This is a genomic window from Nocardia acidivorans NBRC 108247, assembly GCF_001625085.1.
Classification (GTDB): domain Bacteria; phylum Actinomycetota; class Actinomycetes; order Mycobacteriales; family Mycobacteriaceae; genus Nocardia; species Nocardia acidivorans.
The window spans coordinates 43,404-69,467 of sequence record NZ_BDAW01000016.1; the positions used below are offsets into that span (position 1 = coordinate 43,404).

Below are 26,064 nucleotides of genomic sequence, written 5' to 3' on the forward strand. Positions count from 1 at the left end.
GGTCGTGGGAAGGCCGGCCCGTTGCTCGAGTGTCATACTCCCGGTGTGACTCGAATTCGCCGGACCCGCCGGAACCGGAACGCGCGCGAATTCAGTGGGTGCGCCGGAACGCGTCCGGGGTCTGTCCGGTCCAGCGATGGAACGCGCGGCGCAGTGCGCGCTGGTCCCGGTAACCGACCCGCCCGGCAATGGATTGCACCGGTAACCGGGTGTCCCGCAGCAGGCGGGTGGCGTGCTGGTAGCGAACCGCTTCCAGCTCACGCCGCCACGAGGTGCCGTGATCGGCGAGTCGGCGTTGCAGGGTGCGCGGGCTCACTGCCAGCCGCTGCGCCACGACTTCTATTTCGGCGCTTTGCCTTTCGGCCAGGGCGGCGCTGATCTCGGCGCGCAGGGTGTCCTCCCAGGTCGGTGCGGGTCGGGCGGTGTCGATGATCAACTGGGCGTAGCGGATCAGGATGTGGCGCAACTCCGGATCGTAGGGCCGGCCGTCCTGCGCCCGCGCGGCAACGGGCATCGTCAGAGCGGTGCGATCCTGATCGAAATAGATATTGCCGGTGCCGAAGGTGTCGATGAGATAGCCGGGGTCGGTCGGTGCGGAATGAGTGAAGTCGACCCGGATCGGATCGGCGGCATGCCCCGCGAGCGCCCGCGCCCGATGCAGCAGTACGGTCAGCGAGAACTCGCTCACCACCGCGGCGACGGTGGATCCGTAGGCTCTGCCCCGGAATTCGGCGATGAGATGCTGATCATCCGTGGTGACGACGAGGGTGGCCGCGGGGTCCGCCATGACCGCGGCGAATCGCGCGGCATCGGAAAACCCTTCCACCAGACCGGAAGCGCCGAGGATGAGGTAGTCCCAGATGTGCAGCCGCCCGGGCCGGGCCACCTCGGCCACCCGCACGCCCACCCCGACTCCGCCTGCCGCGCAAATCAATTCCCACAATCGCAGCAGCGCCCGCGAGGGAATCCGGAGGAAGTCGTCGCCGAGTAGTTCCCGTCCGAGCCCGGTGATCCCCGCGATCTCTCGATCGGGCACCCCGACCTGGACGGCCGCCTCCAGCACCCATCGCGTCAGATGCGACGATACGGTGCCTTCGATCTCGGACAAGGCTGCTCCTGCGGGTCGCGCGAATGTTGGTTCCGCTCAGCCTGCGACCCCTCACGCGCGGGAACAACAGCCAATCACTCAATAAACGATCACTATTACTAATCAACCAATCGCGTGCTCGGGTCGCTGCCGCCCCGGCGGTTCCCCCAACTGGGAATATGCGCGGTGAGGAACCCGGATAGGGTGCGGGTGGACACGTGGCGGAGGAGGGTAGTGATGGTTGCCTCGTTGACGTTGCCAGTCGCAGGCGCCGATGTGAAGCTCCATCGCGCCTCCGAGGCGCCGATGTTGAACAGCTACATCGCCGATACCGAGTCGATCCTGCAATTGCTGCTCAACACCCTCGGTAAAGGCACGGCCCAAGAGCTCACCGCGACGGCGTTGAACGACGCGACCACGCAACCGGCGGGCACCGGAGCCGCCGCGACGGACTACCACGCGACTGATACCCAACTCGCACAATACAAATCCGACCTGAACTCGCTCGACACTCGGATCGCCGATATCGCGCAGAAATCCGCCGGGATCACCGAGAGCACGCGCTCGGAGGTGAAGGCGCTGCGCGACACGATCAACGGCATCATCGACACGGTGCGCGAAAAGCCCAGTGTCCAAGAGCAATTGGGCGCTATTGATCGGATAGATGTCGCGGTGGGCAAAGCCGAGCAGGCGGTTGTGCAGGCATGGGAGCTGAACAATGCCCACGGTGCCACGGTGCAACAGGCCAGCACCGGCGGCGGTTCCGGCGGGTCGGGCTCTCCGGGTTTCATTCCGAGCAGCTACGGCGGTTCCGGGGGTGGCGGGAACAGCTATGTGCCGACCAACGGCAGCGGCGGTTACAACGATCGATACACCTCGCCGGTGGACCCGACCGGAAGCGGTTCCGGCGGCCCGCATCGTCGTCTCAGCTCCGCCGAACTCGACGCGTATATCGGCAAAGCGCTCGATGCCCTCGGTATCACCGATCCGGTGGCCCGCGCGAATTGGACCCGCGGTTACCGCGTTCTGATCGAACGTGAATCCGGTGGCGATATCGGTGCGATCAATCTGTCCGATTCCAACGCGCGGGCCGGAACCCCTTCTCAGGGCCTCACCCAAACCATCCCCGGCACGTTCAAGGCGTACCACGTCGCGGGCACATCGTCCAATATCACCGATCCGCAAGCCAATATCGCGGCCAGCATGAACTACGTCATGGAGCGCTATCACGTCTCGCGCGACGGCTCCAACCTGGCTGCCAATGTCCAGCAGGCCGATCCGAACCGCCCGTCCAGGGGGTACTGAGCCGATACCCATCTCGGTTGCGGCGATGGCCGCTGAGTTATCCGCGAATCTCCGAATGCGGCGATGCGGATGGCGGCCGACCCGTCAAAGACGCCGAACGCGCGGTTGAGCATCCCGGCGGGATGGACCGGCAGGTCGCCGCGCGCATGCGTGCGCTGTGCGGCGACGCCGAAGACGACGAACGCGCGGCGACCCGCACCATCGCCGACTCGACCGAATCCGCTCGGCCAGCGGTTCTTTCGCACGCCTCGGACGGTGAGGGTGCGGAATACGGTGAGGCAGCCGCGATCCGGCACTGCTGCGCGGCGTCATCCAACATGAGCGCGGCTATCTCTCGACCAGTTTGGGCGCGTCGCCCCCCGGACCTCTACGCCCGCAGCTACCGCCTGGAACTACAACTCCCGGAGGGGTCGAACGGCCTCTGGATGGGCATCGAAAGCCGCAATTGCTATCAGCGCGAACTGATCCTGCCGCGCGGCACCGCCTACCACCTCGGTGTGGACTACCTGCTGAAAGCGACGGTGCTTCCCCGTCGGCCCATGAGCGTTATTCGAAATCCTTTTCGCTCAAACCTGTCGCGCGCAGCAGACGAGCCAGGGTGTCCGGATCCACCGGGCGTCCGGGCGACTTGTTCGCGACCGCGCGGTGCCGCCGAGCGACGGCGAGCAACTCGTCGTACTCCGGGTCGCCGGGATGGAACTCCTCGTAACCGTCGAACAGGATGCCGCCGTGGCCGGTACCACCCACGCGCCTCAGGATGGTCACACCATCGGCGGCGAGGAACGCAGATTCATTCAAATGTTTTTTCAAAGTAGTCCCTAAGTCGTTCGGCGATACGCGCGTCACCACGGGCGAATATCTTCAACTGTTCGGGGCCGACCATCCACGCCGAGAATGCCTCGGCGAAGCTTTCTGTGCGGCTATCGTAGTAGTCGTCCCAGCCTGCGTGCTTACTGATCGAAATCATCATGTCATTGTGTATCGCCGCCCACTGCTGCTGATCGTGCAGACTCACGTCATCGGACCCGTACGCATGAGATGCGGCGTGGCCGAACTCATGCCAGACCAGTAATCCGTCGGACCAATCGCCCCTAACGAATGTCGAGTCGACGTAGAGTCGCCGCGAGTTGGGGTCGTACATGCCGGCCACTTCATTCCATCCACGGCCCTTACCGGGGCCTTCGGGGAAGTTCCTGACTACGCTCTCGGCACCCGGCATCTCCGTTACGGGCATTCGGCCGAAGACGAGAACACCGTTGTGCGCCTCGTTGAAATGGTCGGTCACCCTCTCGAATATGGGATATTGTATTTGTGCCAATGAGTTCAGCGCTCGCATGGTCTCGGTCAGTGAGTCGAGTCTGTGGATGAAGGGGCCGCCCGCGGGCGGGGGGTAGTTGAGAATGAACTCGTAGGCGCCATTCGCGAGCGACACCGTATCACCCGGATTCACTGTCACCTGCTCACCGGACCGGATCGGGACGCCCCCGACGGTAGTGCCATTGGCCGATCCCTCATCGCGGATCCAAACCCGGCCCGAGGGATGCACTCCGATGCTCAGGTGTCGCGGGGAGATCTGTTGTCTGCCGGGCAGTTCGGCGGGCAGGCGCGGATCATCCCGGCCGAGCAGCACCGGATCGCCACCGCGCTTCACCTCGAGTGGGAACCCGCCGTGCGGGGAGTTGACATGTACCGGGGTCGGCCGGGGGTCGGGGTGCTCGATTCCCTCACGGCTGTATTGCGCGGACCCGGCCCACTCACCCATACTGAATCGATCACCGGGATGAATTCGAACCGGCCGTCCGGGATCGAGTTTTTTGTTATGACTCTCCACCCACGTCCCGGAACGTGAGTGCTCATCGCTGATCCACACGTGTCCGCGCTCATCCCGGTAGATGACGGCGTGCTGCGCGGATATCGACATATCCGTAAAGTGTTCTGAGAGAGGCGATTCAGGCCCCCTGCCGAGTACGAGTCGTTCACCGGGCGCCAGCATCACCGGCGGAATCTTCGGATCGTCGAACAATCGCAGTTCGATCGGCGCCTCAGGCCCCAGCCGGACCCTGCTGGTCACATCACCGAATTCGAGTACGGTGTCCGCGGTCAGATATCTCTTTTCGTTGAAGGAGAGGGGTTCGCCGTCGATCATCGTGCGCAGCGATCCATCGGATTGCAGATCGTGGACCCAGATCCGGCCGTCATGGTCACGCCCGATGCGAACTTCGTTCTTGTTCACCGGTTGACCGTCCTCGTACGCCTGCGTACGGCCATTGAAGAACCCGGCGTCCAGGGTCCGCTCGTGCCCCGGTTGGAGATATATGGGGTCTTGGTGATGACCCCGTACGAAGACCAGGGCAGCGGGTGTATAGGGTGCGGTCTGCGCGGTGCCCCCCGGCAGCGGGTGTACACCCGGCCGCAATGAATTCGTTGCCGCACCGAGAAATCCGCCCGCGAGTCCGGTGACCGCGGCCTGCCGTGCCACCTTGAACAGGTCGCCCAGGCTGTGAATCTCATTGTGGCGGATGATCACCGCGGGTATCGCACCGACCACTCCACCGGCCGCGCCACCCGCGCCGCCGATGAGCATGGTGCCGCCCATATGCGCGGCGAGGCGGCCCAGATCGGAGGAGGCGCGGCTGCCGATCCGCTGCAATACCGACGGTGCGAGCCGGCGTCCGACCTCCGCGCCCACGAGGCCGCCCAGCAGTCCACCCGCGGTCAGTTCCACGAATGACAGCGCATCGAACCCGTGCGCGACTCCGGTCGCGTTATCCCAGATCTGCGCGCCCACACTGGTGATCGCACCGGTCGAACCACCGATCTTCGCGGCATGCAGCGCACCGTGCAGGGCGGCCCGGCGCACTGCGCCGGACGCGGCCCGTTCGGCCACCTCCGCGGTGAATCTGGCGACCATGGCCCGCATGGTCTGCTCCGCGGCGAGCCGGTCCGCCATCGCCTTCATACCGCCGCCCTGGAAGAACAACAGCATGTCGTAGGTGAGTTGCGCGCCCAGCACGATGCCGCTGACGATGAGCAGATGTTGTAGTCGCACGGTGGAATCGGCGACGCTGTAGCACTGTTGTCCGAGGTTTTCGCAGACGGCCGCCTTATCCCGCAGCGCCTGTTCGATGGCGCGATGTCGTTCGGCCATCCCGGTCGCGGACGCGCCGTGGATCGTCTGCTGAGTTCGAACTGATTGCGCCGCAAGGTTATCCGCGGCCCGGAGCAGATTCCCATGCGCCGCCATATGCGCATCGCCGTCGCGGCGCAGCGATTCCGGTTCGGTCTTCGGCCAATGTCCGAGTACCAGGTCGCGTGCTGAGGATGACACTTCGGCCAACAGGCCCATCGCATCCATCGCAGCCCTTCCGGCATTTCCACATGCCCTCGGCGTCATCTAATTACGCCTGATCACGTCCCGACGAATGCCGGTTCCCAGCCCTGGGAAATGGTCGGGAGCGGTGCTGCGACGCCTGTGCGACGATTCCGTCCGAGTGGGTCGGTGACCGATGTCAACCACAGCCGAATGGGCACGGGCACAAGGAGAGTCGCGTGGTTGAGCAATTCTTCGCAGACCCGGACGGCTTACGGGATCGAGTGCCGGAAGCGGACAATATGGCCGCGGATGTGGCGGCGACCGTGCACGCGCTGCGGACCGCACTGGCCGCCGAAGGCGAACCGTGGGGTACCGACGAGGCGGGCCGCGCTTTCGCCGAGTCATATCTCCCCGATCAGCGCAGGGTCATGGACGATCTCGACGCGCTGGTGCGGATGCTGGGCCAGTTCGGTCGGGACCTGCGGGGGCTGGCGAACGATTTCGAGCACGTCGACCAGCTCGCCGCTCGTCGGATCACGGACGCCGGCAACGTGACTCAGCGCGCGGTCGAGTCGAGGATGGATGGGAGTCCGGCCGGCTCCGGAACGTTCGATTCGGCTGCTCCGACCGACTCCGTCGCCCGGAACTCCGCAAACACGACGGGCCCGGCGCCGGTAACCGCACCCGTCTCCCGCGATCAGGTAGCAGCGGCAGATCACCGTCCGACCGTCGGCACCTCAGGAGCGGAGGGACCCGGGGCGCCCAACCCGATGAACTCTGCCGTCGATGCCGACCGACCAGGAGCCGCCGACCCCAACGGGTCGAACGGCCGCGATCTCGGCCGGTCCACGGGGGGCGGCGCTCCGGACCCGAACGAACATCCGCCCGGCTCGCTCGCTGCGGGACCGGCTGTGCCCGTGCGGAATCCCGGTACCGGTGTCACCCCGCCGCCACCGGGCGTGCCGACGCCCGCCACCGGCACACCGTGGTCCCGGACCGCGGCGGCCATCGGCGACAGGGCCGGGATATCGGCGGCGGCTCGGTCTTCGGCGCCGGTCGATCCCCGGCCATCGGGGGTCAGCGCACCCGGGACCGGCGCGACCGGCGCACCGCCCCGCCTGCCGGGTAGGCCGGGCGCACCGCGCAAGGACAACAGGCGGGCCGACCGGACCGTCAGGCCGGGCCCCGACGAATCACTCGCGGCACGTTTGGTGCGCGAACTGGCCGAGCGGTACGGAGTGCGGGCCTTCGGCTTCGATACCCCGGGCATTCCGGATGACGTTCTCCTGGAGCTCGTCGCCGCGATAGATGAAGTGCTGCCGGAGAATCCGGGCATCGCACTCGACGCGGTCGGTATCAGGGATCTCACGGACGGTGTGGTGACGCGATTGGAGTGGGATGCGATGTCCGGTATGGCCCGGATTGTGCTGTCGCTGCGGGCGGCCACCGACCGCGCCCAGCTCGAGCACGCGGTCGCCGCCGACGCGCGACCGCGCGGACTCGAGTCGGTCGGGCGCCCGGTGTACACCTGTGTCCTGGGCGAACTCGGCCGCATCCTGGAAACCATGCCGGGTGAGCAGGTTCCGAACAGGACCATGCCGCATTCGCCTCGTACTCGGGTCCGCGATTCTCCCGGATGAACGAGGCCATGCGCATGGGGCGTATCGAACCGAGGATACGAGCCGAGATCGATGCTCTTCGAGCCGCGCTCGTCAAGCTACCCGACCATGTGGGGATGGTCTACCGAGGAGTCGAATTGCCGCCGAGTGTCCTTGCGCGCTATCAGAAGGGCAGTATCGTCGACGAAGTCGCTTTTCTGAGTACGTCGACGAAAGATGGAACCTTCACCGGCGCAGTGCGGTTCCGCATCAGGGCGAAACGCGGTAAGAAGATCACAGCGTATTCGAAGTACGCGGGCGAGCACGAGGTCGTATTTCTGCCCGGGAGTCGCTTCCAGGTGGACAAGCGCAAGTACAACCGACTGACGGCGACCACCTGGATCGATCTCACCGAGGTCTGACCCGAATCATCACTTCGGACGGACCTTTCCGGTATTTCGATTGTTGTCCGGAGTGATCGCGTTGTCTCCGTCGCCGCGGCCGTCGGAGCGGTCTTCCCGGCCGGGATTCCGGTCCGGCGTCGAGCCCGCGATCGTGGTCGCGTTCGCGGGGGGTTGGCCGATATCCCAGGTCACGGTTCGGGTGAGGCTGCCGTGGGATTCGAAGGGTTTCGCCCAGCCCAGCTCGGCGAAGCGACCGTTCTCCGCGTCACTCGCTCCGGTCGCTATATCGTGCTTGCCCTTGTCGAAGTCATAGTAGTCCTGGGCTTCCACGGTGATATCCATGACGACTTTCTTACCTTCGATCCGGACATTGGCGTGACTCCACTGCTGATATCCGCCGATGGTTTTCTGCCAATTCTCAGTTTTTGTGTCCGCACTCTTCGGGTCACCAGTGATCTTGAAGTTGCGATTGCCGGCCTTGGCGAGAGCGTCGGCGGCCAGCGCGGCGCGACCGATCTCCGTATCCACCGCTGCGGTAATGCCTTTGTCTTCTCGGTATCCTTCGTCGTAGTCGAATTCGATCGGTTTGCCGTTGTTGTCCCAGTAATGCCGGTACATGGCCGGTAGACATCCAAGCTGGTGATCAGAAATTCTGCCAACTTCTCGCAGTCATCCGAGGCGCTTCCTCTGAGGCCGTCCATCTCCGAGTGATAGTTCCTCAGCTGAAAGGCGATGTCCCCGAACGCGTTCGGCAGCAGCCCTTCGGCATCTTCCATCGGGGACGACAGATAGAACGCGGCCTTGTATATCCCGTTCACGGCCTCGGGCAAATTCTTCGGATCCGTCCACAGGGCCTGCTGATCAATCGGCTCGGGCGCCATGTGCGGTCCTTACCAGTGGGTGCCGGATCGAGTCACAGCGATGCTAACCACGTCCGCCTTCCCCGCTGTTCCCGTCGCTGGGGATCGCCGGCCCGGCGCTCAGAACCTGCGCTCGGTGGGGCGGAAGGTTTCGCGCAGCCGCTGGTAGGCGGCGCGCACCGAGTCCGGTATCTCCTGCGGGACGATGTGTCCTTCGGCAGGGTAGTCGTCGAGGCGTTTGACCTCTCCCATGATCGCCGAGGCGACCTCCCCCGTCGGCGTCACTTCCGCGGGATTGTCGCGTAGTCCGTACCGCAGGTAATCCCGCACCGAGACATCGGCGGTGACTATCGCCGCGTGCTCAACATCGGTGCCCTGCTTCATGATCGTGCCCCACACCCGTCGGGCGTGCTGGGGTGTGCACACGCCGACGACCGATCGGACGTCCCGCCCCCGGGCTCGGAGCAATGTCAATGAGTTGACGGCGTTCTCACCGGTGTTGCGAGCCAGGTGATCCTCGATGACGTGCCGGGAACCCAATCCGATCCGCTCCGCCCCGTTCCTGAACCGGACGGCTTCGGGAATGATCGCACCCTTGCCCGGGTCCGCATAACCGGAGAAGACGACAGGAGTTCGCTCCAGTCCGCGGTCGCGAATGAGATTGGCCAGGACCGATGCGCCCCCACTGTCCGAACTGCCGAACATCACCACACCGCCGTAGTTCCGTTCGGGATCGAACGCCCACTTGGGGTCGTGTCGCAGGAAGTTCCAGATCGTTCCCAGATCCGTTATCGCACGGTCGGTATCGACGCCCCGAGCCCGCAGTTCGCCGAGCCAGGTCGTGTAGGCGGCGTCGCCCTGCCTCCCGATGACCCGATCCTCACGGATGAGCGCGCGCCCGGTGACGTCGACGGGTATAGCGGTCCGGCGATCGGTGCGGAGCAGCAGACCTGCCGATTCCCGGGTTCCGCCGGCCACCGCATGCCATTGCCGGCGCAGGCCGGACGCACCGGTGGTCAGTGCTCGCGTCGTCTCCTCGGCGATGTGCCGAACGACGGCGGCGGCCTCGCCGGCGCCCGGCTCGATCGACACGGATGTGTTCCCCCTATGTCCCGGTTACCGATTCGATGGCGCTGTCGTCCCTGGGCGGACGGTTGTCGGGCTCGGCGGTGACAACCACCGGACCAGTTCGACGACGTCGGTCGCGCCGTCCACCTCCTGCACGCGGCGCAGCAGGCCCGCGGCCACCTCGGCGCGGTATTCGAGGATCTCGAAGGTGTTGCCGGGGAACGCTTTCGGCAGTGCCGCTGCCAAGCCCGCCCACAGCTGAGGGCGCAGGGGGTCGATGGCCAACTCCAGCGCGTACATCTCGACCGCCGCGGACCATTCGCCCGCCAGGTAGGCGTGATCGCCGCGCGGTTGGTCGGGGCGTGCGATGGTGCGCGCTGCTGCCGGATCGTTCAGTTTCAGCTGTGCGGAAAGGTGCAGTCGGCGATGGCGTTCCGGAATCGTCGACTGATCGACATCCCGTGCGGGCGGCAGGACGATGCCGGGTGCGGTGCGCGCCAGCCATCGCTCGGTCAGCTCGACCAGATCCGCATCGCGCACCGAACGGTTTCGCACCTGCCAGAAGGTGCGGTGCGCCGTCATGATCTCCGAAGCCGCGCGGCGCGCCTGGTCCGGCACCTCCTCCCGGCTCCACGGTTCGGCCCCGGCGCTGAGCGTGGCCGCCAGCCGCGCACCGGTCGCGGTCAGCAGCCCCGAGCCCTGCGCCTGGGCGATAGCCACCGCCAACTGCCTGCGCCACAGCTCGAATTCGGTGTGCGACAGCATCGAGCGGTGGCAGTCGGCGTACCGGTGCACCCGCCAGAAGTCGGTGACCCCGAAGAACGCGTAGATCCCGTGCAGTAGACCGAGAATCGGCCGCGGATCGTCACGCCAGGGTGCGTAGAAGCGGCAGGTCTCGTCGTTGTCGAAGAGCAGCACCTGATCGGTCAGCATGGCGAATTTGCTGTGCTGAATCTCGTGGATCAGCGACATCGCGAGCGTGCACGGATCGGCGGGAGCGGTGGTGTACACGCAGCCGACGCCGTGGTAGGCGGTGTGACTGGTGCTCGCCGCCACCGGCCGCGCGGTCAGGGGCGTGATCATCCGCAGACAGCCGCGCATCGGCGTCAGATAGCGAGGGTGGTCGTGCCGCAGCAGCCGCCAGGCGTCCGCGAAAGCTGTTCGCCAGGTGTCGATCTCGTCCGTCGCGAGCGGCGCGGGCGGATCGGAGTGCAGGTAGCGGAACGGATCGAGCTCATCGAAGAGAACCTCCGGCTCGCCGCTGCCCGGCCGCAGTCGTCGAAGCGGTCGCCACGCCACGCCGGATTCGTGCACCGGGAATGCCACGCGGATCAATTCGCCTGCCTCGGTACCGAATTCGATCGACCCGTCCTCCCAGCGCAGCTCGCGGTGGCCGAATTCGCCGACGGCTCCGACCCGGGCGAGCCCGATTCCGGGCAGCATCACCACACCGTCCCGGACCACCACCCGCAGCGACCCGCCCGCCGAGCTCGCCATCGTCCCCGCCGCCGCCAGCCAGCCGAGATAACCGAGGTCGGCCCACAGCGGAATCGCCTGCACCGCAGCGGAATCGCCGCCCTCGGCCCGCGCCCGGTGCAGTACACGGCTGAGCCATACTCCCGTATGCGGGTACGCCAGCAGCGCCTGCACCGTCTCGGGATGCGACCGCTGCAGCTCCAGCAGTCTGCCGTAGGCCGCGGAGAGCCCCGCGGCGTCGTCCGCTTCCGGTCGGTCCGAAGCGATTTCGGCGATGAGAGTGCGTAGCAGGATGATGCGCATGGACAGGGTGCCGGACATCATCCGGGCCACGGCGGCTTCGGTGCCGTAGCCGGTGAACAGTTCGGCCGCTGCGTCGTCGATATCGATGGTCGGCGCGGGCATGGGGCACTCCTGTGGTCAGTGGTCTCCGGCGGGGCGGAGAGCGGCGCGGACGCGGGCTTCGATGTGGCGGATCAGGGTGATCAGATCGGCGCAGTACACCGAGCGATTGCGGAAACCATTGCCGGCGCTGTACCGGTGCACGTAATGTCCGCCGCCGCAGACGATCTGGACGGGGCACTCCAGGCAGGCATCGCTCAGCGCCGCCGCGCCGATCTGGCGAGCGATGATCGCGGGTTCGCGCAATGCGAGGTCGAGCGGATTGCCGGCCTCCGGAACGGGCAATCTGGTGGCCCCGGCGAAGGCGGACTTCAATTCGTCGACCTGTTCCAGGGTGCCGTCGGTTTCGATCACGGCCAGCCGGACCGGAGCCAGCCCGAAGGTCTCCGAGCTCACGCTGCCGCCCAGCAGCAGGTCGATGATGTCGTCGAAAATCCTGACGCGGGTCTCCGGCTCGGTCGAGAGGAACCATCGATCGAACACCGTGATAAGCCAGTCGGCGTAGGGGGTGCCAGCGCTCCCGGCGGCCTTCGCGGGTGGTGGTGTCGTCCAATTGCCGTGTGGCAGTAGGAAATCGATCGCCGGTGGGCGCAGCTCGACCAGGGCTTCGTAGGTACGCACCGGATCGTTGGCGACGTCGATGGTGCACAGCAGACCCGCGAACAGACGCCGGTGCTCGTCCGCGTGGAGGTGTGCGATTCCGGCCGCGACTCGCGCATAACTGCCGATTCCCCGTCGATCACGGCGGTGCCTGTCGTTGCCGGTCTCGTCGCCGTCCAGACTGACCCCGACATACACGTTCCAGCGCGCGCAGATGCGCAGGAACTCCGGGTCCAGCAGTACGCCGTTGGTTTGCACGCCCAGCCGCACGGTGGTGATCGGTTCCAGTATTTCGCGCGCCGCTCGGGCGAAATACTCGAGATCGCGATGACCGACCAGCAGCGGTTCACCACCGTGGAACACCAGGGTGACCGCGGGCGTCCGGAACCGGCGGACGTGGTCGGCGATCATGCCGAGCGCCTCGTCGAAGACCTTGCGGCTCATGGTCTTCGGCTGATCGCGCCAACTCTGATCGGCCATCTCGTAGACGTAGCAGTAGTCACAGGCCAGATTGCACCGACTGTGGATCTTGATCACGAATTCCGTGAACGGCAGCGGTTCCCAGCCCCGATGGCGCAGGCCGTCGACATCCAATCCGGCGGCGGGCCACGATTCTCGGATCGAGGGGAGGCCCAGCGATACCGGGGTGGACTCCATACGCGCTCCCTGGAACGGCGGAACGGCCACGGGCGCACTGTTCGTCGAGTGGCCCGTGGCCGCGGTGATCAGTGGACGGGGTTGATGAACGACTGGAACATGCCGGGGGCGTTGTCGTGCGCACCCGAGGCGTAGCGATCGAGTGCGGCGCGCATGGCCGGTGTGCAGTTGGCGGCCAGTTCGTCCGCATCGTGAGTGGTGAGTTCGCTGAGAATTCCCATGGATGGAACCTCTTTCTCTTCATACCCGTATAGGCACGGCAGAGTGCCGGGCGTGGCAATGAATTGATCGGCTCGGCAATGCCGGCGAATAGCGGGAATATCAATCGATAAGGTGACGTGTCGCCGTCCCCGAAGCGAACTGTACCGCCCGCCGGTGTGTGTGCGCTCGCGGCGATTCCCGTTGCTGGGAACTGGATTTCGACGGACTGCCGACAGAACCTCGCTACCGTCGCGGTCGGCTGGTCGCCGCCATGAGTGGGAAGCCGCATACGGCTGAGTTATGAGCCGCGGGTTTATTGTTCGGTAGCGGCCGCCCTTGTCGAAACCCCTTTTCTGTCATCGTCTTTCGATCGAATAATCAGGAGTCGTCATGGTGGACGTGACCGGTGCGGCCGGCGGTATACGGACCTTGATACCGGCACGAATCGACCGGTTGCCCTGGTCGAGGTTTCACACCCGCATGGTGGTCGCGCTCGGGGTGGCGTGGATTCTGGACGGGCTGGAGATCACCGTGGCCAGTGCGGTCGCGGATACGCTGACCGAACCCGAAGCGCTGCAGCTGTCTTCGGCGGCCGTCGGTTTCCTGGCGACCGTCTATCTCGCGGGGGAGGTCGCCGGTGCGCTGCTGTTCGGGAGTCTGTCCGATCGGCTCGGTCGGCGCAGGCTCTTCGTGGTTACGCTCGGGGTCTACCTGGTCGGCAGTGGGCTCACCGCTTTCACGCTCGGCGGTGGTGCGGGGTGGCTGGCGTTCCTCTACCTGACCCGGTTCATCGCGGGTATGGGTATCGGCGGTGAGTACGCCGCGATCAATTCCGCCATCGATGAGCTGATCCCGGCGCGATATCGGGGTCGCGTGGATATCGCGGTGAACGGAACCTATTGGGCCGGAGCAATTCTCGGCACGCTGGGCTCGTACATCCTGCTCAATCGGGTGAGCCTGGACCTCGGCTGGCGACTCGGATTCCTGATCGGCCCGGTGCTGGGTCTGGTGATCGTGCTGGTGCGGCGCGATCTGCCGGAGAGCCCGCGCTGGCAGATCATGCACGGTCGATCCGAGGCCGCCGAGGCGTCGATCACCGCCATCGAACGCGAGGTGGCCGCGACGGGGGTGCGGCTGCCGCCGGTGGAGGAATCGCGGGCCATCGACATCACGCCCGCCGATCAGATCGGCTATCGGGCACTGACTCGAATCCTGTTCCGCGAGTATCCTTCCCGGGCTGTGCTCGGTGCGAGCCTGATGATCAGCCAGTCCTTCCTCTACAACGCGATCTTCTTCACCTACACCCTGGTCCTGGGCAAGTTCTATGACGTCCCCTCGACCGCCACGCCCCTGTACCTCATCGCCTTCGCGGTCGGAAACCTGCTGGGCCCCTTGCTGATCGGCCGATTCTTCGACACCGTCGGCCGCCGCGTGATGATCGCGGGCACCTACATCGGGTCCGGCGCGCTGCTCGCGTTCTCGGCCTGCCTGTTCTACAGCGGTGCGCTCAACGCCATCACCCAGACCGTCTGCTGGTGCGTCATATTCTTCTTCGCCTCGGCGGGTGCGAGCGCCGCTTATCTCACCGTGAGCGAGATCTTCCCGCTCGAGGTCCGCGCCAAGGCGATCGCCGTATTCTTCGCCATCGCACAGTGTTTCGGCGCGCTCGGCCCGGTCATCTACGGCGCGTTGATCGGCGACGGCACGTCCCCGGGCGGCCTGTTCGCCGGTTATCTGGTGGGGGCCGGCGTCATGATCGCCGGTGGCGTGATCGCCTACCGCCTCGCCGTCGACGCCGAGGGACGCGCACTGGAGGACATCGCCCCGCCGCTGTCGGCGACCGTGCGCACACCTGCTCACGATCCGCACTGACCGCACGGCGTCGTCGGTCAGGGTTTCGAACAGATCGACCAACGGGATCGGGTGTGCCGCGCGGAGTCCGCGGGTGGGGGTCGCCCCACATTTCCCAGACCTGCCGCATGGATTCACGCTAACCGCGAATTTCGGAGTGGCCGTAGGTATGTGTGGGGATTCGGGGTGGGTCGGCGCGGGGCGGTGTGTGGCCAGGGGAGAGGCAGGGCTAGGGCGGTGCCGGATGTCGTAGCCGGATGCCACCATGGAGGGAGATCGGGGCTCCGCGCTGAGAGGTGGTGGGGTGTGACGGGATTCGTGCAGGAGTACGGGGCGCTGCGATGGGTGATCGCGGCGGCGTTCGGGGTCGCGGTGGTGATCGTGCTGGGGCGGTTGGCCGCGGTGCGACCGGCCGCCTCGATCGCGGAGGTCTACGCGGGTGAGGGTGGCGACGCGATGGTGCGGGGAAGCACCGCGTCGCGCCCGGGGGACATCGCGCCCGGCTGGGGCGGTCGCACCTCGGGCGAGGGGATGACGTCCGGTTGGGGAGGTATCGCCGCCGGGCGCGGAGATATGTTCGCGGGGAATGGGATTCGCGGGCTCGATCAGGAGTCGGATGCGGCGCATCTGTTGATGTGCATGGTCATGCTGGCCATGTTGGTGTTCCCGGCCGCCGCCGATCCGCGGGCATTGCGGGGTGTGCTGACGGCCATGCTGGTGGTGTACGCGGCATTGCTGACGGCGCGAATCGTGCGATGGCGCAGTGTGAGTGTGGCCGCGTTCGGGTATCACGTGCTGGCCGCCGGAGCCATGTTGTACGCGATGAGCGGGCACGGTGAGCACGGGATGCGGATGGGTGGTGGCCCGGCCCCGGGCCTGATGCTCACCCTGGCCGCGTTGTTCACCGCCGACGCGATGGTCATGGCGGTGCCGTGGTCGCGGCGGGCGCTGCGGCATGTGTTCCCGCATCCGGTGGGCACCGGTCCCACGGCGGTGGTACCGCATCTGGTGATGGATATCGGGACCGCCTACATGCTCGTCCTCGCCACCGCGAGCTGACCCGGAGCCGCCGCGAGCCGAGCCGGATCCGGTGGTCGGGGGCGGTGCCTTCCGGTGCTGTCGCATACGCCCGGACCCCGGCCAGGGCGGGGGTCGTTCGCGCTGTTCACGGTCGTGATGGTGTGATGGAGGGGTGTGCGGTGTGCCCGGGATGGGCCGCCGGTGTCGGTGTGACGGAGGTGCGGGATGGGTTCGCTGTGGCATGGCTTCGCCGATATGGGTGCGGTCGAGAGTGGTGGCGCGTTCGTGGTGGCGCGCGGTGAGGGCGCTTATATCTGGGATGAGGGCGGCACCCGGTACCTCGATGCCACCGCCGGTCTGTGGTTCACCAATGTCGGCCACGGCCGTCGCGAGATCGCCGAGGCGGTCGCGGCGCAGCTGACCGATATCGCGCACTACTCCAATTTCGGGGACCTGGCCTCCCCGGTGCTGCGCGATCTGGCCGAGCGCCTCTCCGGCATCGCGCCGGTGCCGGGCAGCAAGATCTTCTTCACCTCCGGCGGCTCCGACGGCGTCGACACCGCGGTCAAGCTGGCGCGCCGCTACTGGAATGTGCAGGGCAAGCCGGGCAAGACCATTGTGGTCGGCCGGCAGAAGGCGTACCACGGCATGCACGTGGCGGGCACCTCACTCGCGGGCATCCCGGTCAACCACGAGGGCTACGGCGAATTCATGCCCGATGCCCGCACCATCGGCTGGAATGACGCCAAGGCGCTGCTCGCGCTCATCGAGGAGGTCGGCGCGGACCGTATCGCCGCCTTCTTCGCCGAGCCGATCATCGGTGCGGGCGGTGTCTACCTGCCGCCCGAGGGCTACCTGACCGAGGTGCGCCAGATCTGCCGCGAACACGACATCCTCTTCGTCGCCGATGAGGTCGTGACCGGTTTCGGTCGTATCGGTGGATCCTGGTTCGCCTCCTCACGATTCGATCTACAGCCCGACCTCATGACCACCGCCAAGGGCCTGACCTCCGGTTACATCCCGATGGGCGCGGTCTTCATCGCCCCGCACATCGCCGAGCCCTTCTTCGCCGGCGGCACCTGGTTCCGGCACGGCTACACCTACGGTGGCCACGCCGCCGCCGCGGCCGCCGCCATGGCGAACCTGGACATCATGGAGCGCGAGAACCTCCTGGACGCCAGCAAAAACCTGGAAGGACTGCTGCACAAGCATTTCGCCCCCCTGGCCGAGCACCCCCGGGTCTCCGAGGTGCGCAGCGGCCTGGGCGCGGTCGCCGCCGTCCAGCTCGCCGATCCCGCCGAGGCCATGCCCTTCGTGAAAACCCTGCGCGCCCACGGCATCTCGGGTCGCGCCGCCGGACAGGGCGCACTCCAGATCTCGCCGTCCTTCGTCATCACCGAAGAGCAGGTCGCCGAGATGGCGGCCGGTTTCGCCGCGGCCCTGGGCTGATCCCGCACCCAGGTGCCCACCGCGAGTGAGCGCCGCGGTACCCACGATCGCACCCACCACCGACGGAAACGGCCACCGGATTTCCGCTGGTCAGATGACGACCGGATGGTCTTCGACCACGCGACCACCCAGGCGCACCCAGCCGTCGGAATCCCATTCGGTGAACAGTTGCGACCCCGAACCCTGGGTGATGTACAGCCCGCGCCGCAGTGTGGCGGTCAGGGCGATGGCGGCCGCGCCGGTGGCCTCGTCCTCGGGAACTCCCATGGCGGGGGCGAACATTCGGGTGCGCACCGCACCGCGCGCCTCGTCGGTCCAGTTCCAGACGTAGTGCGACCCCTCGGTGAAATCACCGGGATCCAGTGTGGCCAACTCGCTCAGATCGTCGAACTGGTGAAAGGTGAAGGTGGGAGCCCATTCCGAGCGCGCTCGGACCCAGGTCATACCGTCGGTGACCGAGACATCCACCGGCCCGGCGGGGACATCGATCACCGAGACCGGATTGCCCTGCGTGAACAGCCACCAGCCGGTGCCGACCGTCGGATGCCCGGCGAAGGGCAGTTCGATGGCGGGTGTGTAGATGCGCATACTGGTGCGCTCGTTCGAGGGGGCCTGTACCACCACGGTCTCGCTGTATCCGACCCGTGCGGCGAGCGCCTGATGATCGACGCCCTCGACGTCGGCGGCGCGGGCTATGCCCAGCGGATTGCCGAATCTCCCGGCCGCGTCGGTGAACACGCGAACCACTTCGATCTGTGCGCCATCACTTTCGGGAGTGCCCATGGGAGCCGAGCTTACCGCTGGTTATCGCGCGACGGGAGGGGAACAGCTGCCGAGCATGTCGGCCAGTGCGCTCTTCTCCGTGGCCTGCACGGTCAGTGCCCAGCGGGATTTGATCGCCACCCAGCGGCGTGCGTAATCGCACCAGTACGCGGTGCGCGGCCGCCATTGATCCGGGGTCTTGGACCCCTTGTCCTGATTGGCCTGCTTCTGCACCGCGAGCAGATTGCCGACGTCATTGGCGAACCGCTCGCGCTGTTCGGAAGTCCACTCCGAGGCCCCCGAACGCCAGGCGTCACCGAGCGCCACCACATGATCGATCTCGATCTCCGACGCGGCGAACCGGTCGTACGGCAGCCGCTGTCCGGTGTACGGATCCATGAGCACCCCCGACCGCACCGTGCACGAATTGCTGTCCGCCAGGCGCACTTCCGTCAGATCCCGCTTCAGCACATCTTCGCGGGCGGTGCAGCCGTCCGCGAGGACGGGCTCCCCGCCGCGTCCGGACCACCCGGGTCCGAAGGCAGTGCGATCGTAGGATTCCCAATTGCGATTCCAGGCGATGGTGAGCCGATCCAGATCCCCGCGCGCCCGCTGTGCGTCGGGCAGCGGCGTACCGGTCGGATCGGCCGCGGGGGTCTGTTTCGCGGGCTCCTCGCGCTGATTGCTCCAGAGCGTGAATCCGACCGCGGCGACCGCGAGGAGTACCACCGAGGTGGCGAGGAATCTGCGCCAGCGGCGTCGGGCAGCGGTCCGGGGTCGCGGGGGCATGCGGGGGAGTCTAGGTGCCCAAACAGGATGAACCGGGCAACGTTGCCAACCGGTGATCAATATCCGCTATCTGTGGGCAAACATCACATTCAGCGTCCGCAACGTATAACAGCCGTGCGTGAGGTCCGCGCCAAGAAAAACGGGGCCGCACACCCTGACGGTGTGCGACCCCGCGTGAACTACGTCGGATTCCGACCGATCAGACGGCGGCGGTGGCAAGCGCCTCGGTCGATGCCACGGCCTGGCCGACACCGGCCACGATCGCGGCGGCGCGCAGCGACTCGAAGATCACCTCGCGCGAGACGCCCTCTTCCCGCAGGGTGTGCTCGTGCGCCTCCAGGCAATGCTGGCAGCCGTTGATCGAGGAGACCGCGAACGACCACAGCTCGAAATCGGCCTTCTCCACACCCGGGGTGCCGATGATCTGCATGCGCAGGCCCGCACGCAGATCGTCGTACTTACCGTCCAGGAACGCCTTGCCCCGGTAGAAGACATTGTTCATGCCCATGATCGAGGCGGCGCCCAGTGCGGCGTTGTACGCCTGCTCCGACAGGATGTCGGCGGCCTCCTCGGCGACCTCGCGCAGCGTGGTGGCCGAACGGGTGGCGGCCGCCGACGCGAGCAGGGTGCCCCACAGCTGCTGTTCGGTCAGCACGGTGGTGCGTGCGATCGAAGACAGGTTCAGCTTGAGGTCCTTGGCGTACTCGGGCAGGGAGTTCTTCAGATTCTCGATGGTCACAGCGCGCAATCCTTTTGTGTCAGAGCAGGTTCGAAAGAAATCAGACCGAAGCGGTCATGAGCTCGCCGGCCTTGATGGTCGGGTCGCCCTTCTTCCAGTTGCAGGCGCAGAGCTCATCGGACTGCAGTGCGTCGAGCACGCGCAGCACCTCGTCGACATTGCGGCCGACGGAACCGGCGGTGACGGAGACGAACTGGATCTCATTGTTCGGGTCCACGATGAACGTGGCGCGGTCGGCGACGCCGTCGGCATTGAGAACGCCGGTGGCAGCGGCCAATTCGCGCTTCAGATCGCTCAGCATGGGGAACGGGAGGGTCTTGAGCTCCTCGTGCTGGGCCCGCCACTGGAAGTGCACGAACTCGTTGTCGACGGACGCGCCGAGCACCTGGGCGTCACGATCGGCGAACTCGTCGTTCAGCTTGCCGAAGGCGGCGATCTCGGTCGGGCAGACGAAGGTGAAGTCCTTCGGCCAGAAGAACACGATCCGCCACTTGCCGGCGTGATCATCGCTCGAGATCTGGGTGAAGTAGTCGTCGGGCTGCTGAGCGTTCACCTTCGAGAGATCACCGCCGATGACTGCCGTCAGGTTGTAGGCGGGGAACTGGTCGCCGATGGTCAGCAGGGCCATGCTTGCTCCTCTTGTAGTCGAATCGATTGTGTCGTGACTGCCGCGAACGATCTTGCCCAAACGGGGCTGAAAGGTAAAGCCGATCGTTCGCTCTACACTGATAGGCGTGACTGATCAAACTTATCAGCCGACCCTTTCGCAGCTGCGTGCGTTCGTGGCGATTGCTGAATATCGTCATTTCGGTACCGCGGCGGCTCGGCTGAACGTGAGCCAACCCACGTTATCGCAGGCTTTGGCATCACTGGAAAACGGACTCGGTCTCCAGCTGATCGAGCGCAGCACCCGCCGGGTATTGGTCACACCCGCAGGTAAACGCCTTCTGCCCCAAGCTATGGCGACACTCGAGGCCGCTGACCGTTTTGTCGCTTCGGCCGCCGGTTCGGGTCTCGGCGGCACCCTGCGGATGGGCATCATTCCGACGGTTGCCCCATATGTGCTGCCCACCTTGCTCCCCGAGCTACGCAGGCAGCTGCCCGCACTCGTCCCGCATGTGATCGAGGATCAAACCGCACGCCTGCTGGACGGTCTGCGCTCCGGCGTGCTGGATGTGGCGCTGCTGGCGCTCCCGGCCGAGGCCACCGGCCTGGTCGAGATTCCGCTCTATACCGAGGAATTCGTGCTGGTCCTCCCGCGCGGGCACGAATTCGCGGGTCGCCGCGACCTGAAACCCGCCGATCTGGACGCACTTCCGCTGCTGCTGCTCGATGAGGGCCATTGCCTGCGCGATCAGACCCTGGACCTGTGCCGCACCCATGAGGCGCAGCCCGGCGCGGTGGGCGACACCCGCGCCGCCTCGCTCGCGACCGTGGTGCAGTGCGTGGCGGGCGATCTCGGGGTGAGCTTGATTCCGGAGATGGCGGTCTCGGCCGAAACCTCGCGCGGCACTTTGGATATCGCGCACTTCGCCGCCCCCGCGCCCGGTCGCACCCTCGGATTGGCCTATCGCGCCTCCACCGCCCGTGGTGAGGACTACGAACGCCTCGCCGAGATCATCAGCGGTCACCGGCCGCACTGACCCGGGCCCCGGCTGCTCCAATTGACCGGTTCGAGTGTGTCTGGTTCGCTCGAGTCCATGCGGATTCACCATCTGAACTGCGGCACCATGGCCTTCGGCCTGGTCGACCACTGCCTGCTCGTCGAGACCCGGACCGAACTCGTGCTGGTCGACACCGGATTCGGGCTGGGGTGCGTACGGGACCGGGGAAAGATGCTGGGCCCGAGTCGATTCGCCCTGGGGGTCAAGCTGCGCGAATCCGAGACCGCGTTCCGGCAGATCCAGCAGCTGGGTTACGACCCGCGCGATGTGCGGCATATCCTGCTCACCCATCTCGATCTCGACCACTCCGGCGGGCTCGCCGATTTCCCGGAGGCCACCGTGCACGTGCACGGCCCGGAGTTCCGCGCCGCCACCGCCACACCCACGCTCTCCGAGCGGCTGCGTTATCGCGCCCAGCAGTGGGAGCATGGACCCAAATGGATGGTCAACGAGGTCGACGGCGGCGAGGACTGGTTCGGCTTCACCACGGTGCGTGATCTGCCCGGTTTGCCGCCGGAGATTCTCGCGGTGCCGCTGGCGGGCCACACCCGCGGGCATACCGGCTATGCGATCGACTCCGGGCGCGGCTGGCTGCTGCACGCCGGTGACGCCTTCATGATGGCGGGCTCGATCGATCCGGAGACGCCGAATGTGCCGTTCTGGGTGCGCATGTACGAACAGGGTGCGATCGTGCGGGATGCCCATCGCGAGAATCAGCGCCGCCTGCGCGAGCTCCTGCGTCTGCACGGCCACCAGATCAGTGTCGTCAACTCCCATGATCCGGCGTTGTACGCCCGGTCGATCGGCCGGTGAGTAACCGATCCTGGGCGCGCCGGTTGCCCGCCGGCGCCGCCCCGCTGTTCGTCTATGGGACGCTGCGGTTTCCGGAGGTGTTGCGCGAATTGATGGGCCGCGCACCGGAATTGCTGCCCGCCGAATTGCCCCGGCGGCGCGCGGCGATACTGCCCGGCAAGGTCTATCCGGGTTTGGTGCACGCCGATTCCGGTGCCGCGCAAGGGTTCCTGATCACCGGGCTGACGCGCACGCAGTGGCAGGTGCTGGACGAGTTCGAGGACGACGAGTACGACCTCGCCCCGGTGTCGGTGCACGCGGGTGACCGCGAGGTCTACGCGTGGACCTACGCCTGGACCGCCGAGGTGGACCGGCGGGATTGGTCCGCGACCGATTTCGCCGCCGATCACCTGACCGCTTATGTCGAGAAGACCGCGGCCTGGCGTCGCGAATTGGTCCTGCTCAGCGGGACCGTATGACGCCGGACACAGTCGTCCGCTAGAACGTGTTGGCATGAGTGCAGCGTCGGATGGCAATGCCGTGGCCGCGGGTGCGCGCGACCATGGACTCGGGGATCTGTTGCGACGCAGCGCGACCCGGGTGCCGCACAAGACCGCGCTGGTCTGGCGCGAGCGAGGCTGGAGCGAGGCGAGAGCTTCGCCGAACTCGACGCGGCGGTGAATCGGGTCGCGCACAGCCTCGCCGACCGCGATGTGGCGCAGGGTGATCGGATCGCGCAGTACACGCACAATTGCCGCGAGTTCGTCCTGCTGTACTTCACGCTGGCGCGACTGGGCGCGGTATCGGTGCCGCTCGATTTCATGCTCACCGCCGAGGAGGTGGCGTACATCCTGCGGCACTCCGGGGCCGTGCGGTTGATCGTGGAGGACGCGCTCGGGGCCGAGTCCGAAGCGGCAGTGAAGCAGTTGGGCGACAAGGAGATTCGGCTCTTCGGCTGGATCGGGTTGAACGGTCTGCCGGTCGCCGCGGGCTGGGAGGAGATGGCCGGATGGGCGGGCCGCGCCGACGCACCAAATCCGGTTCGGGGGGGCGGCCCGCATTGAATGTGGAGACGCGGTCGGGTCAGAAGTCCGCGATCCGATCCAGATGTTCGATATTGGCGATATCGTCGGGGTCCTCGCTGGCGGCCTCGCCGAACCAGCCGTCGAGGATTTCGGCCAGCAGGGCGCGTGAGGTGAGCCGCAGGCTCAGCGCCAGCACATTGGCATCGTTCCACCGGCGCGCCCCCGCGGCGGTGTAGCTGTCGACGCACAGCGCGGCCCGGATCCCCGGCACCTTGTTGGCGGCGATCGACGCGCCCGTGCCGGTCCAGCAGCACACCACGGCTTGGTCGGCTCGCCCCTCGGCGACATCCCAGGCCGCCGCCGCGCTGCCCCACGCCCAGTCGTCGCGCTCATCGGGCTCCAGGGCCCCGTGGACCATGACTTCGTGCCCGCGCCGGGTCAGCTCGGCCACCACTGCCCCCGCCACCCCGGTGTCTTCATCCGCAGCTACCGAAATCCGCATACGGACATTCTGCCCGCCTAGAATTCGATTGATCGTAAACTCAGCCGTTTCGACCCTCGGAGAGGGGCAGTGGCCCAATGATCAGCATGAGATTCGCCGCTTTCGCCGCGGTCGCGACACTTACCGGCGCGTTGTTCACAGTGGGTTCGGGGACCGTGGGTTCGGGGACCGCGCACGCCTACGGCCCCTGGTCGTGCGCGACCGGCAACCCGCTCCAACCCACGGCCGAACTCTTCGGCACCTGGAATACCGACACCATCACCGACCCCGCCGATCCACGGCTCGCGGATCCGCTCACGCAGTTCGATATCGAGGTGAACCTCACCGCCGCAATGGAACTCGGGCTCACGGTGCACTCCGAGCCCGTCGACGGGGTCTTCTGGTCGCAGGACTCCCAGCAGATCACCTATGAGCCCGCTCGGCGGTTCGAATTGGCCTGTACGGGGCGGGACAATCTGTGCTGGATCGCCGACGATCTGCGCGTGCGCTATCACCAGGAAGCGGTGCTGGGGCTGGAGTATCTGCCCGCCTCCGATGAACGCGCCGACGGATTCGCCGTCACCGTCCCGGGTGTCGACCGCACCCGCCTGCACGATGCGCTCCTGGCCGACCCCGCCGCACGCGACACACTGGGCGGCGGCTCGGTCACCGAGGACGGCAACCTGATCCTGGTGGCCGATCGCGCCGACCTGGAGACGGTGCGATCGTTCGTCGAATCGCTTGGCGCCCAATGGGATCCCGCTGCCGTCCAATACGGCGACCGGCAATACGTCACCGGCTACTGCACCCCGGGCGTCTATTTCTGACCGGGGCGGAGCCGGGTGCGGACGGCGCGCGCTGAGTCCCGTTGTGCCGGTGCGGATTACATCGGATAGATGGAGTGCTTACGCGGGTTGAACTCCGGCTTGAGCGGCTGTTTGGTGCGCAGCAGGCGCAGCGCGTGGCGGATCTCCAGGCGGGTGCGGGCCGGTTCGATGACCGCGTCGATATAGCCGCGTTCGGCGGCGATCCACGGGGTCGCGACCGTCTCGTTGTACTGGTTGACCATGAATTCGCGGGCCGCGGCGCGATGCTCCTCCGGAATGGCCGCGAGCTGACGCTTGCCGAGCAGGTCGACCGCGCTTTCCGCGCCGATGACCGCGATGCGGGCGGTCGGCCAGGCGAAGCTGAAGTCGGCGCCCACCTGGCGCGCTCCCATCATGCCGTAGGCGCCGCCGTACGACTTGCGCACCACCAGGTTGATGATCGGCACGGTGGCCTCGATGATCGCGCGGGGGACGCGACCGCCGCGGATGATCACCCCGGCCGCCTCTTCCGACAGGCCGGGCAGTACGCCCGGGGTGTCGGCGACGAAGATCAGCGGGATATTGAAGGCGTCGCAGAGCCGGATGAAGTAGGTCGACTTGTCCGAGCAGGCGGCGTCGATCGCGCCGCCGAGCACCAGCGGCTGATTGGCGATGACGCCGACCGGCAAGCCGTCGACGCGGGCGAATCCGGTGATCAGGTTCGGCGCGAAAGCCGCACGGAGTTCATGGAATTCGCCGTCGTCGAAGATGCGCAGCAGAATCTCGTGCATATCGTATCCGGCGCGATCGGAGTCCGGAATGATCCGGTCGAGCTCCCGGTCCGAGTCCGTGATCTCCGGCTCCAGACCGGGATTCACGATCGGCGGCTGTTCGACGCAACTGGTCGGCATATAGCTCAGGTAGTTGCGCGCCCACTCGTAGGCTTCCTGCTCGGTTTCGGCCACGTGATGCAGCGTGCCGCGTTCGGCCTGCACCTTCGCACCACCGAGATCCTCGGCGCTGACGTCTTCACCATTGACGGCCTTGATCACGTCCGGTCCGGTGACGAACATGTACGAATCCTTGGTGCCGATCAGCACATCGGTATTGATCGGACCGTAAACCGAACCGGCGGCGCACTTTCCGAGAATGATCGACACCTGCGGCACATACCCCGACAGCTTCTCCAGCACCCGGGAGATATCGCCGAACGAGGCCAGCGACCCCACCGCGTCCTGAATCCGCGCCCCACCCGAATCATTGATCGTCACCACCGGGCAGGCATTGTCGAACGCGAACTGCAACGCGCGCATGAACTTCTGCGCCGAGGTCACACCCACCGACCCGCCGTACACCGTCTGATCGTGAGAGATCACCACCACCGGCCGCCCCCCGATCAACCCGCGCCCGGTGACGAGCCCATCCCCGTACAGCGCGTCATCCTGCCCCGGCTGCCGAGCCAGCGCCCCCGTCTCGATGAAGGTCCCCTTGTCCAGCAACATCTCCACCCGCTGCCGAACACTGGGTATCCCCTTCTTCGCCCGCTTGGCAACCCCGGCCTCCCCGGCCGGTTCCGCGGCCATCTCCAGAATCTTGGCCAACTCGTCGAGCTTCGCCCGGGTACCGATCACGCTTCCTGCCACCTTCCAACCAAACTGTTGTGCCACCGGCAGGTTAGGCGGTGCGGCCCCGGAACGTGCGACCGATCCGGATAT

26 protein-coding genes are annotated in these 26,064 nt (G+C 66.4%); 12 read left to right on the forward strand and 14 right to left on the reverse strand.

The genetic code is table 11. The annotated features are described in order from the left end of the window. Positions 1-91: 91 nt before the first annotated feature. Positions 92-1,108 carry an AraC family transcriptional regulator gene (locus NA10_RS10375; RefSeq protein ID WP_067566651.1) on the reverse strand — a complete coding sequence of 339 codons (1,017 nt, stop codon included), beginning with the start codon at positions 1,106-1,108 and terminating at the stop codon, positions 92-94. A gap of 228 nt (positions 1,109-1,336) precedes the next feature. Between NA10_RS10375 and NA10_RS10380 the strand changes: the two genes are divergently transcribed. Beyond that, positions 1,337-2,392, forward strand: a complete 1,056-nt coding sequence (locus tag NA10_RS10380; RefSeq protein ID WP_245677129.1) for a transglycosylase SLT domain-containing protein — start codon at positions 1,337-1,339, stop codon at positions 2,390-2,392. Between the two features lie 546 nt (positions 2,393-2,938). Here NA10_RS10380 and NA10_RS10385 read toward each other — a convergent pair. Together NA10_RS10385 and NA10_RS10390 are read right to left on the reverse strand one after the other, a co-directional pair. After that, entirely contained in the window at positions 2,939-3,139 is a 201-nt protein-coding gene (locus NA10_RS10385; RefSeq protein WP_157556349.1) for a hypothetical protein, read from the reverse strand. Between the two features lie 43 nt (positions 3,140-3,182). Further along, positions 3,183-5,720, reverse strand: coding sequence for an FHA domain-containing protein (locus NA10_RS10390; RefSeq protein ID WP_169812564.1), 2,538 nt, complete (start codon positions 5,718-5,720; stop codon positions 3,183-3,185). A 221-nt stretch (positions 5,721-5,941) separates the two neighbouring features. Here NA10_RS10390 and NA10_RS10395 point away from each other — a divergent pair, with 221 nt between their 5' ends. Further along, positions 5,942-7,345 (forward strand): hypothetical protein, encoded by a 1,404-nt coding sequence (locus NA10_RS10395; protein ID WP_157556351.1) that lies wholly within the window; start codon positions 5,942-5,944, stop codon positions 7,343-7,345. Further along, positions 7,342-7,725, forward strand: coding sequence for an ADP-ribosyltransferase domain-containing protein (locus NA10_RS10400; protein WP_067566664.1), 384 nt, complete (start codon positions 7,342-7,344; stop codon positions 7,723-7,725). The genes NA10_RS10395 and NA10_RS10400 overlap by 4 nt, the downstream gene beginning before the upstream one ends. A 9-nt stretch (positions 7,726-7,734) precedes the next feature. On the opposite strand, the gene NA10_RS10405 is transcribed toward NA10_RS10400, so the two are convergent. The 5 genes from NA10_RS10405 to NA10_RS36625 all read right to left on the reverse strand — a co-directional run bounded on the left by NA10_RS10405 (position 7,735) and on the right by NA10_RS36625 (position 12,991). Then, positions 7,735-8,325, reverse strand: coding sequence for a hypothetical protein (locus NA10_RS10405; RefSeq protein WP_067566666.1), 591 nt, complete (start codon positions 8,323-8,325; stop codon positions 7,735-7,737). A gap of 362 nt (positions 8,326-8,687) precedes the next feature. Beyond that, entirely contained in the window at positions 8,688-9,659 is a 972-nt protein-coding gene (locus NA10_RS10410) for a YdcF family protein (protein WP_067566668.1), read from the reverse strand. A 24-nt stretch (positions 9,660-9,683) separates the two neighbouring features. Continuing rightward, positions 9,684-11,516 carry an HEXXH motif domain-containing protein gene (locus tag NA10_RS10415; protein ID WP_067566670.1) on the reverse strand — a complete coding sequence of 611 codons (1,833 nt, stop codon included), beginning with the start codon at positions 11,514-11,516 and terminating at the stop codon, positions 9,684-9,686. 15 nt (positions 11,517-11,531) lie between these two features. Next, entirely contained in the window at positions 11,532-12,770 is a 1,239-nt protein-coding gene (locus NA10_RS10420; protein ID WP_067566672.1) for an FxsB family cyclophane-forming radical SAM/SPASM peptide maturase, read from the reverse strand. Between the two features lie 68 nt (positions 12,771-12,838). Continuing rightward, a complete protein-coding gene (locus NA10_RS36625) occupies positions 12,839-12,991 on the reverse strand; it encodes a hypothetical protein (RefSeq protein ID WP_157556355.1) in 153 nt (50 codons plus the stop codon). A 370-nt stretch (positions 12,992-13,361) separates the two neighbouring features. Between NA10_RS36625 and NA10_RS10425 the strand changes: the two genes are divergently transcribed. The 3 genes from NA10_RS10425 (at position 13,362) to NA10_RS10435 (ending at position 17,291) form a co-directional block, all read left to right on the forward strand. Then, positions 13,362-14,843, forward strand: coding sequence for an MFS transporter (locus NA10_RS10425; protein WP_067566674.1), 1,482 nt, complete (start codon positions 13,362-13,364; stop codon positions 14,841-14,843). Positions 14,844-15,128: 285 nt separating this feature from the next. Continuing rightward, entirely contained in the window at positions 15,129-15,881 is a 753-nt protein-coding gene (locus tag NA10_RS10430; RefSeq protein ID WP_067566676.1) for a DUF5134 domain-containing protein, read from the forward strand. Between the two features lie 186 nt (positions 15,882-16,067). Then, complete coding sequence (locus NA10_RS10435) at positions 16,068-17,291, forward strand: aminotransferase family protein (RefSeq protein WP_067566678.1); 1,224 nt, start codon at positions 16,068-16,070, stop codon at positions 17,289-17,291. 90 nt (positions 17,292-17,381) lie between these two features. On the opposite strand, the gene NA10_RS10440 is transcribed toward NA10_RS10435, so the two are convergent. From NA10_RS10440 to NA10_RS10455, 4 genes are all read right to left on the reverse strand, one after another. Then, complete coding sequence (locus NA10_RS10440; RefSeq protein WP_067566680.1) at positions 17,382-18,074, reverse strand: PhzF family phenazine biosynthesis protein; 693 nt, start codon at positions 18,072-18,074, stop codon at positions 17,382-17,384. A 21-nt stretch (positions 18,075-18,095) separates the two neighbouring features. After that, the gene (locus NA10_RS10445; RefSeq protein WP_067566684.1) at positions 18,096-18,842 is read right to left on the reverse strand and encodes an HNH endonuclease family protein; all 747 of its coding nucleotides are present in this window, start codon (positions 18,840-18,842) and stop codon (positions 18,096-18,098) included. Positions 18,843-19,041: 199 nt separating this feature from the next. After that, a complete protein-coding gene (gene ahpD, locus NA10_RS10450; protein WP_067566686.1) occupies positions 19,042-19,581 on the reverse strand; it encodes an alkylhydroperoxidase, AhpD family in 540 nt (179 codons plus the stop codon). Positions 19,582-19,621: 40 nt separating this feature from the next. After that, positions 19,622-20,209, reverse strand: coding sequence for a peroxiredoxin (locus NA10_RS10455; protein ID WP_067566688.1), 588 nt, complete (start codon positions 20,207-20,209; stop codon positions 19,622-19,624). Between the two features lie 106 nt (positions 20,210-20,315). Here NA10_RS10455 and NA10_RS10460 point away from each other — a divergent pair, with 106 nt between their 5' ends. From NA10_RS10460 to NA10_RS10475, 5 genes are read left to right on the forward strand one after another with little or no spacing between them, the layout of a single operon-like run. Then, positions 20,316-21,224, forward strand: coding sequence for a LysR substrate-binding domain-containing protein (locus NA10_RS10460; RefSeq protein WP_067566693.1), 909 nt, complete (start codon positions 20,316-20,318; stop codon positions 21,222-21,224). A 57-nt stretch (positions 21,225-21,281) separates the two neighbouring features. Continuing rightward, on the forward strand, positions 21,282-22,058 hold the full coding sequence (locus tag NA10_RS10465; protein ID WP_067566695.1) for an MBL fold metallo-hydrolase: 777 nt from the start codon (positions 21,282-21,284) through the stop codon (positions 22,056-22,058). Beyond that, on the forward strand, positions 22,055-22,516 hold the full coding sequence (locus NA10_RS10470; RefSeq protein WP_084514490.1) for a gamma-glutamylcyclotransferase family protein: 462 nt from the start codon (positions 22,055-22,057) through the stop codon (positions 22,514-22,516). Before NA10_RS10465 ends, NA10_RS10470 begins: the two co-directional genes overlap by 4 nt. Positions 22,517-22,550: 34 nt before the next feature. After that, positions 22,551-22,718: a hypothetical protein gene (locus NA10_RS38150; RefSeq protein ID WP_218021494.1), complete on the forward strand. Its 168-nt coding sequence runs from the start codon at positions 22,551-22,553 to the stop codon at positions 22,716-22,718. Continuing rightward, positions 22,715-23,101, forward strand: a complete 387-nt coding sequence (locus NA10_RS10475; RefSeq protein ID WP_067566699.1) for an AMP-binding protein — start codon at positions 22,715-22,717, stop codon at positions 23,099-23,101. The genes NA10_RS38150 and NA10_RS10475 overlap by 4 nt, the downstream gene beginning before the upstream one ends. Positions 23,102-23,120: 19 nt before the next feature. Here NA10_RS10475 and NA10_RS10480 read toward each other — a convergent pair whose 3' ends face one another. Further along, positions 23,121-23,564, reverse strand: coding sequence for an RpiB/LacA/LacB family sugar-phosphate isomerase (locus tag NA10_RS10480; protein WP_067566700.1), 444 nt, complete (start codon positions 23,562-23,564; stop codon positions 23,121-23,123). Positions 23,565-23,650: 86 nt separating this feature from the next. Between NA10_RS10480 and NA10_RS10485 the strand changes: the two genes are divergently transcribed. Next, positions 23,651-24,370 carry a hypothetical protein gene (locus NA10_RS10485; protein ID WP_084514516.1) on the forward strand — a complete coding sequence of 240 codons (720 nt, stop codon included), beginning with the start codon at positions 23,651-23,653 and terminating at the stop codon, positions 24,368-24,370. A 56-nt stretch (positions 24,371-24,426) separates the two neighbouring features. Here NA10_RS10485 and NA10_RS10490 read toward each other — a convergent pair whose 3' ends face one another. Beyond that, positions 24,427-25,980 carry an acyl-CoA carboxylase subunit beta gene (locus NA10_RS10490; RefSeq protein ID WP_245677130.1) on the reverse strand — a complete coding sequence of 518 codons (1,554 nt, stop codon included), beginning with the start codon at positions 25,978-25,980 and terminating at the stop codon, positions 24,427-24,429. Between the last annotated feature and the right edge of the window lie 84 nt (positions 25,981-26,064).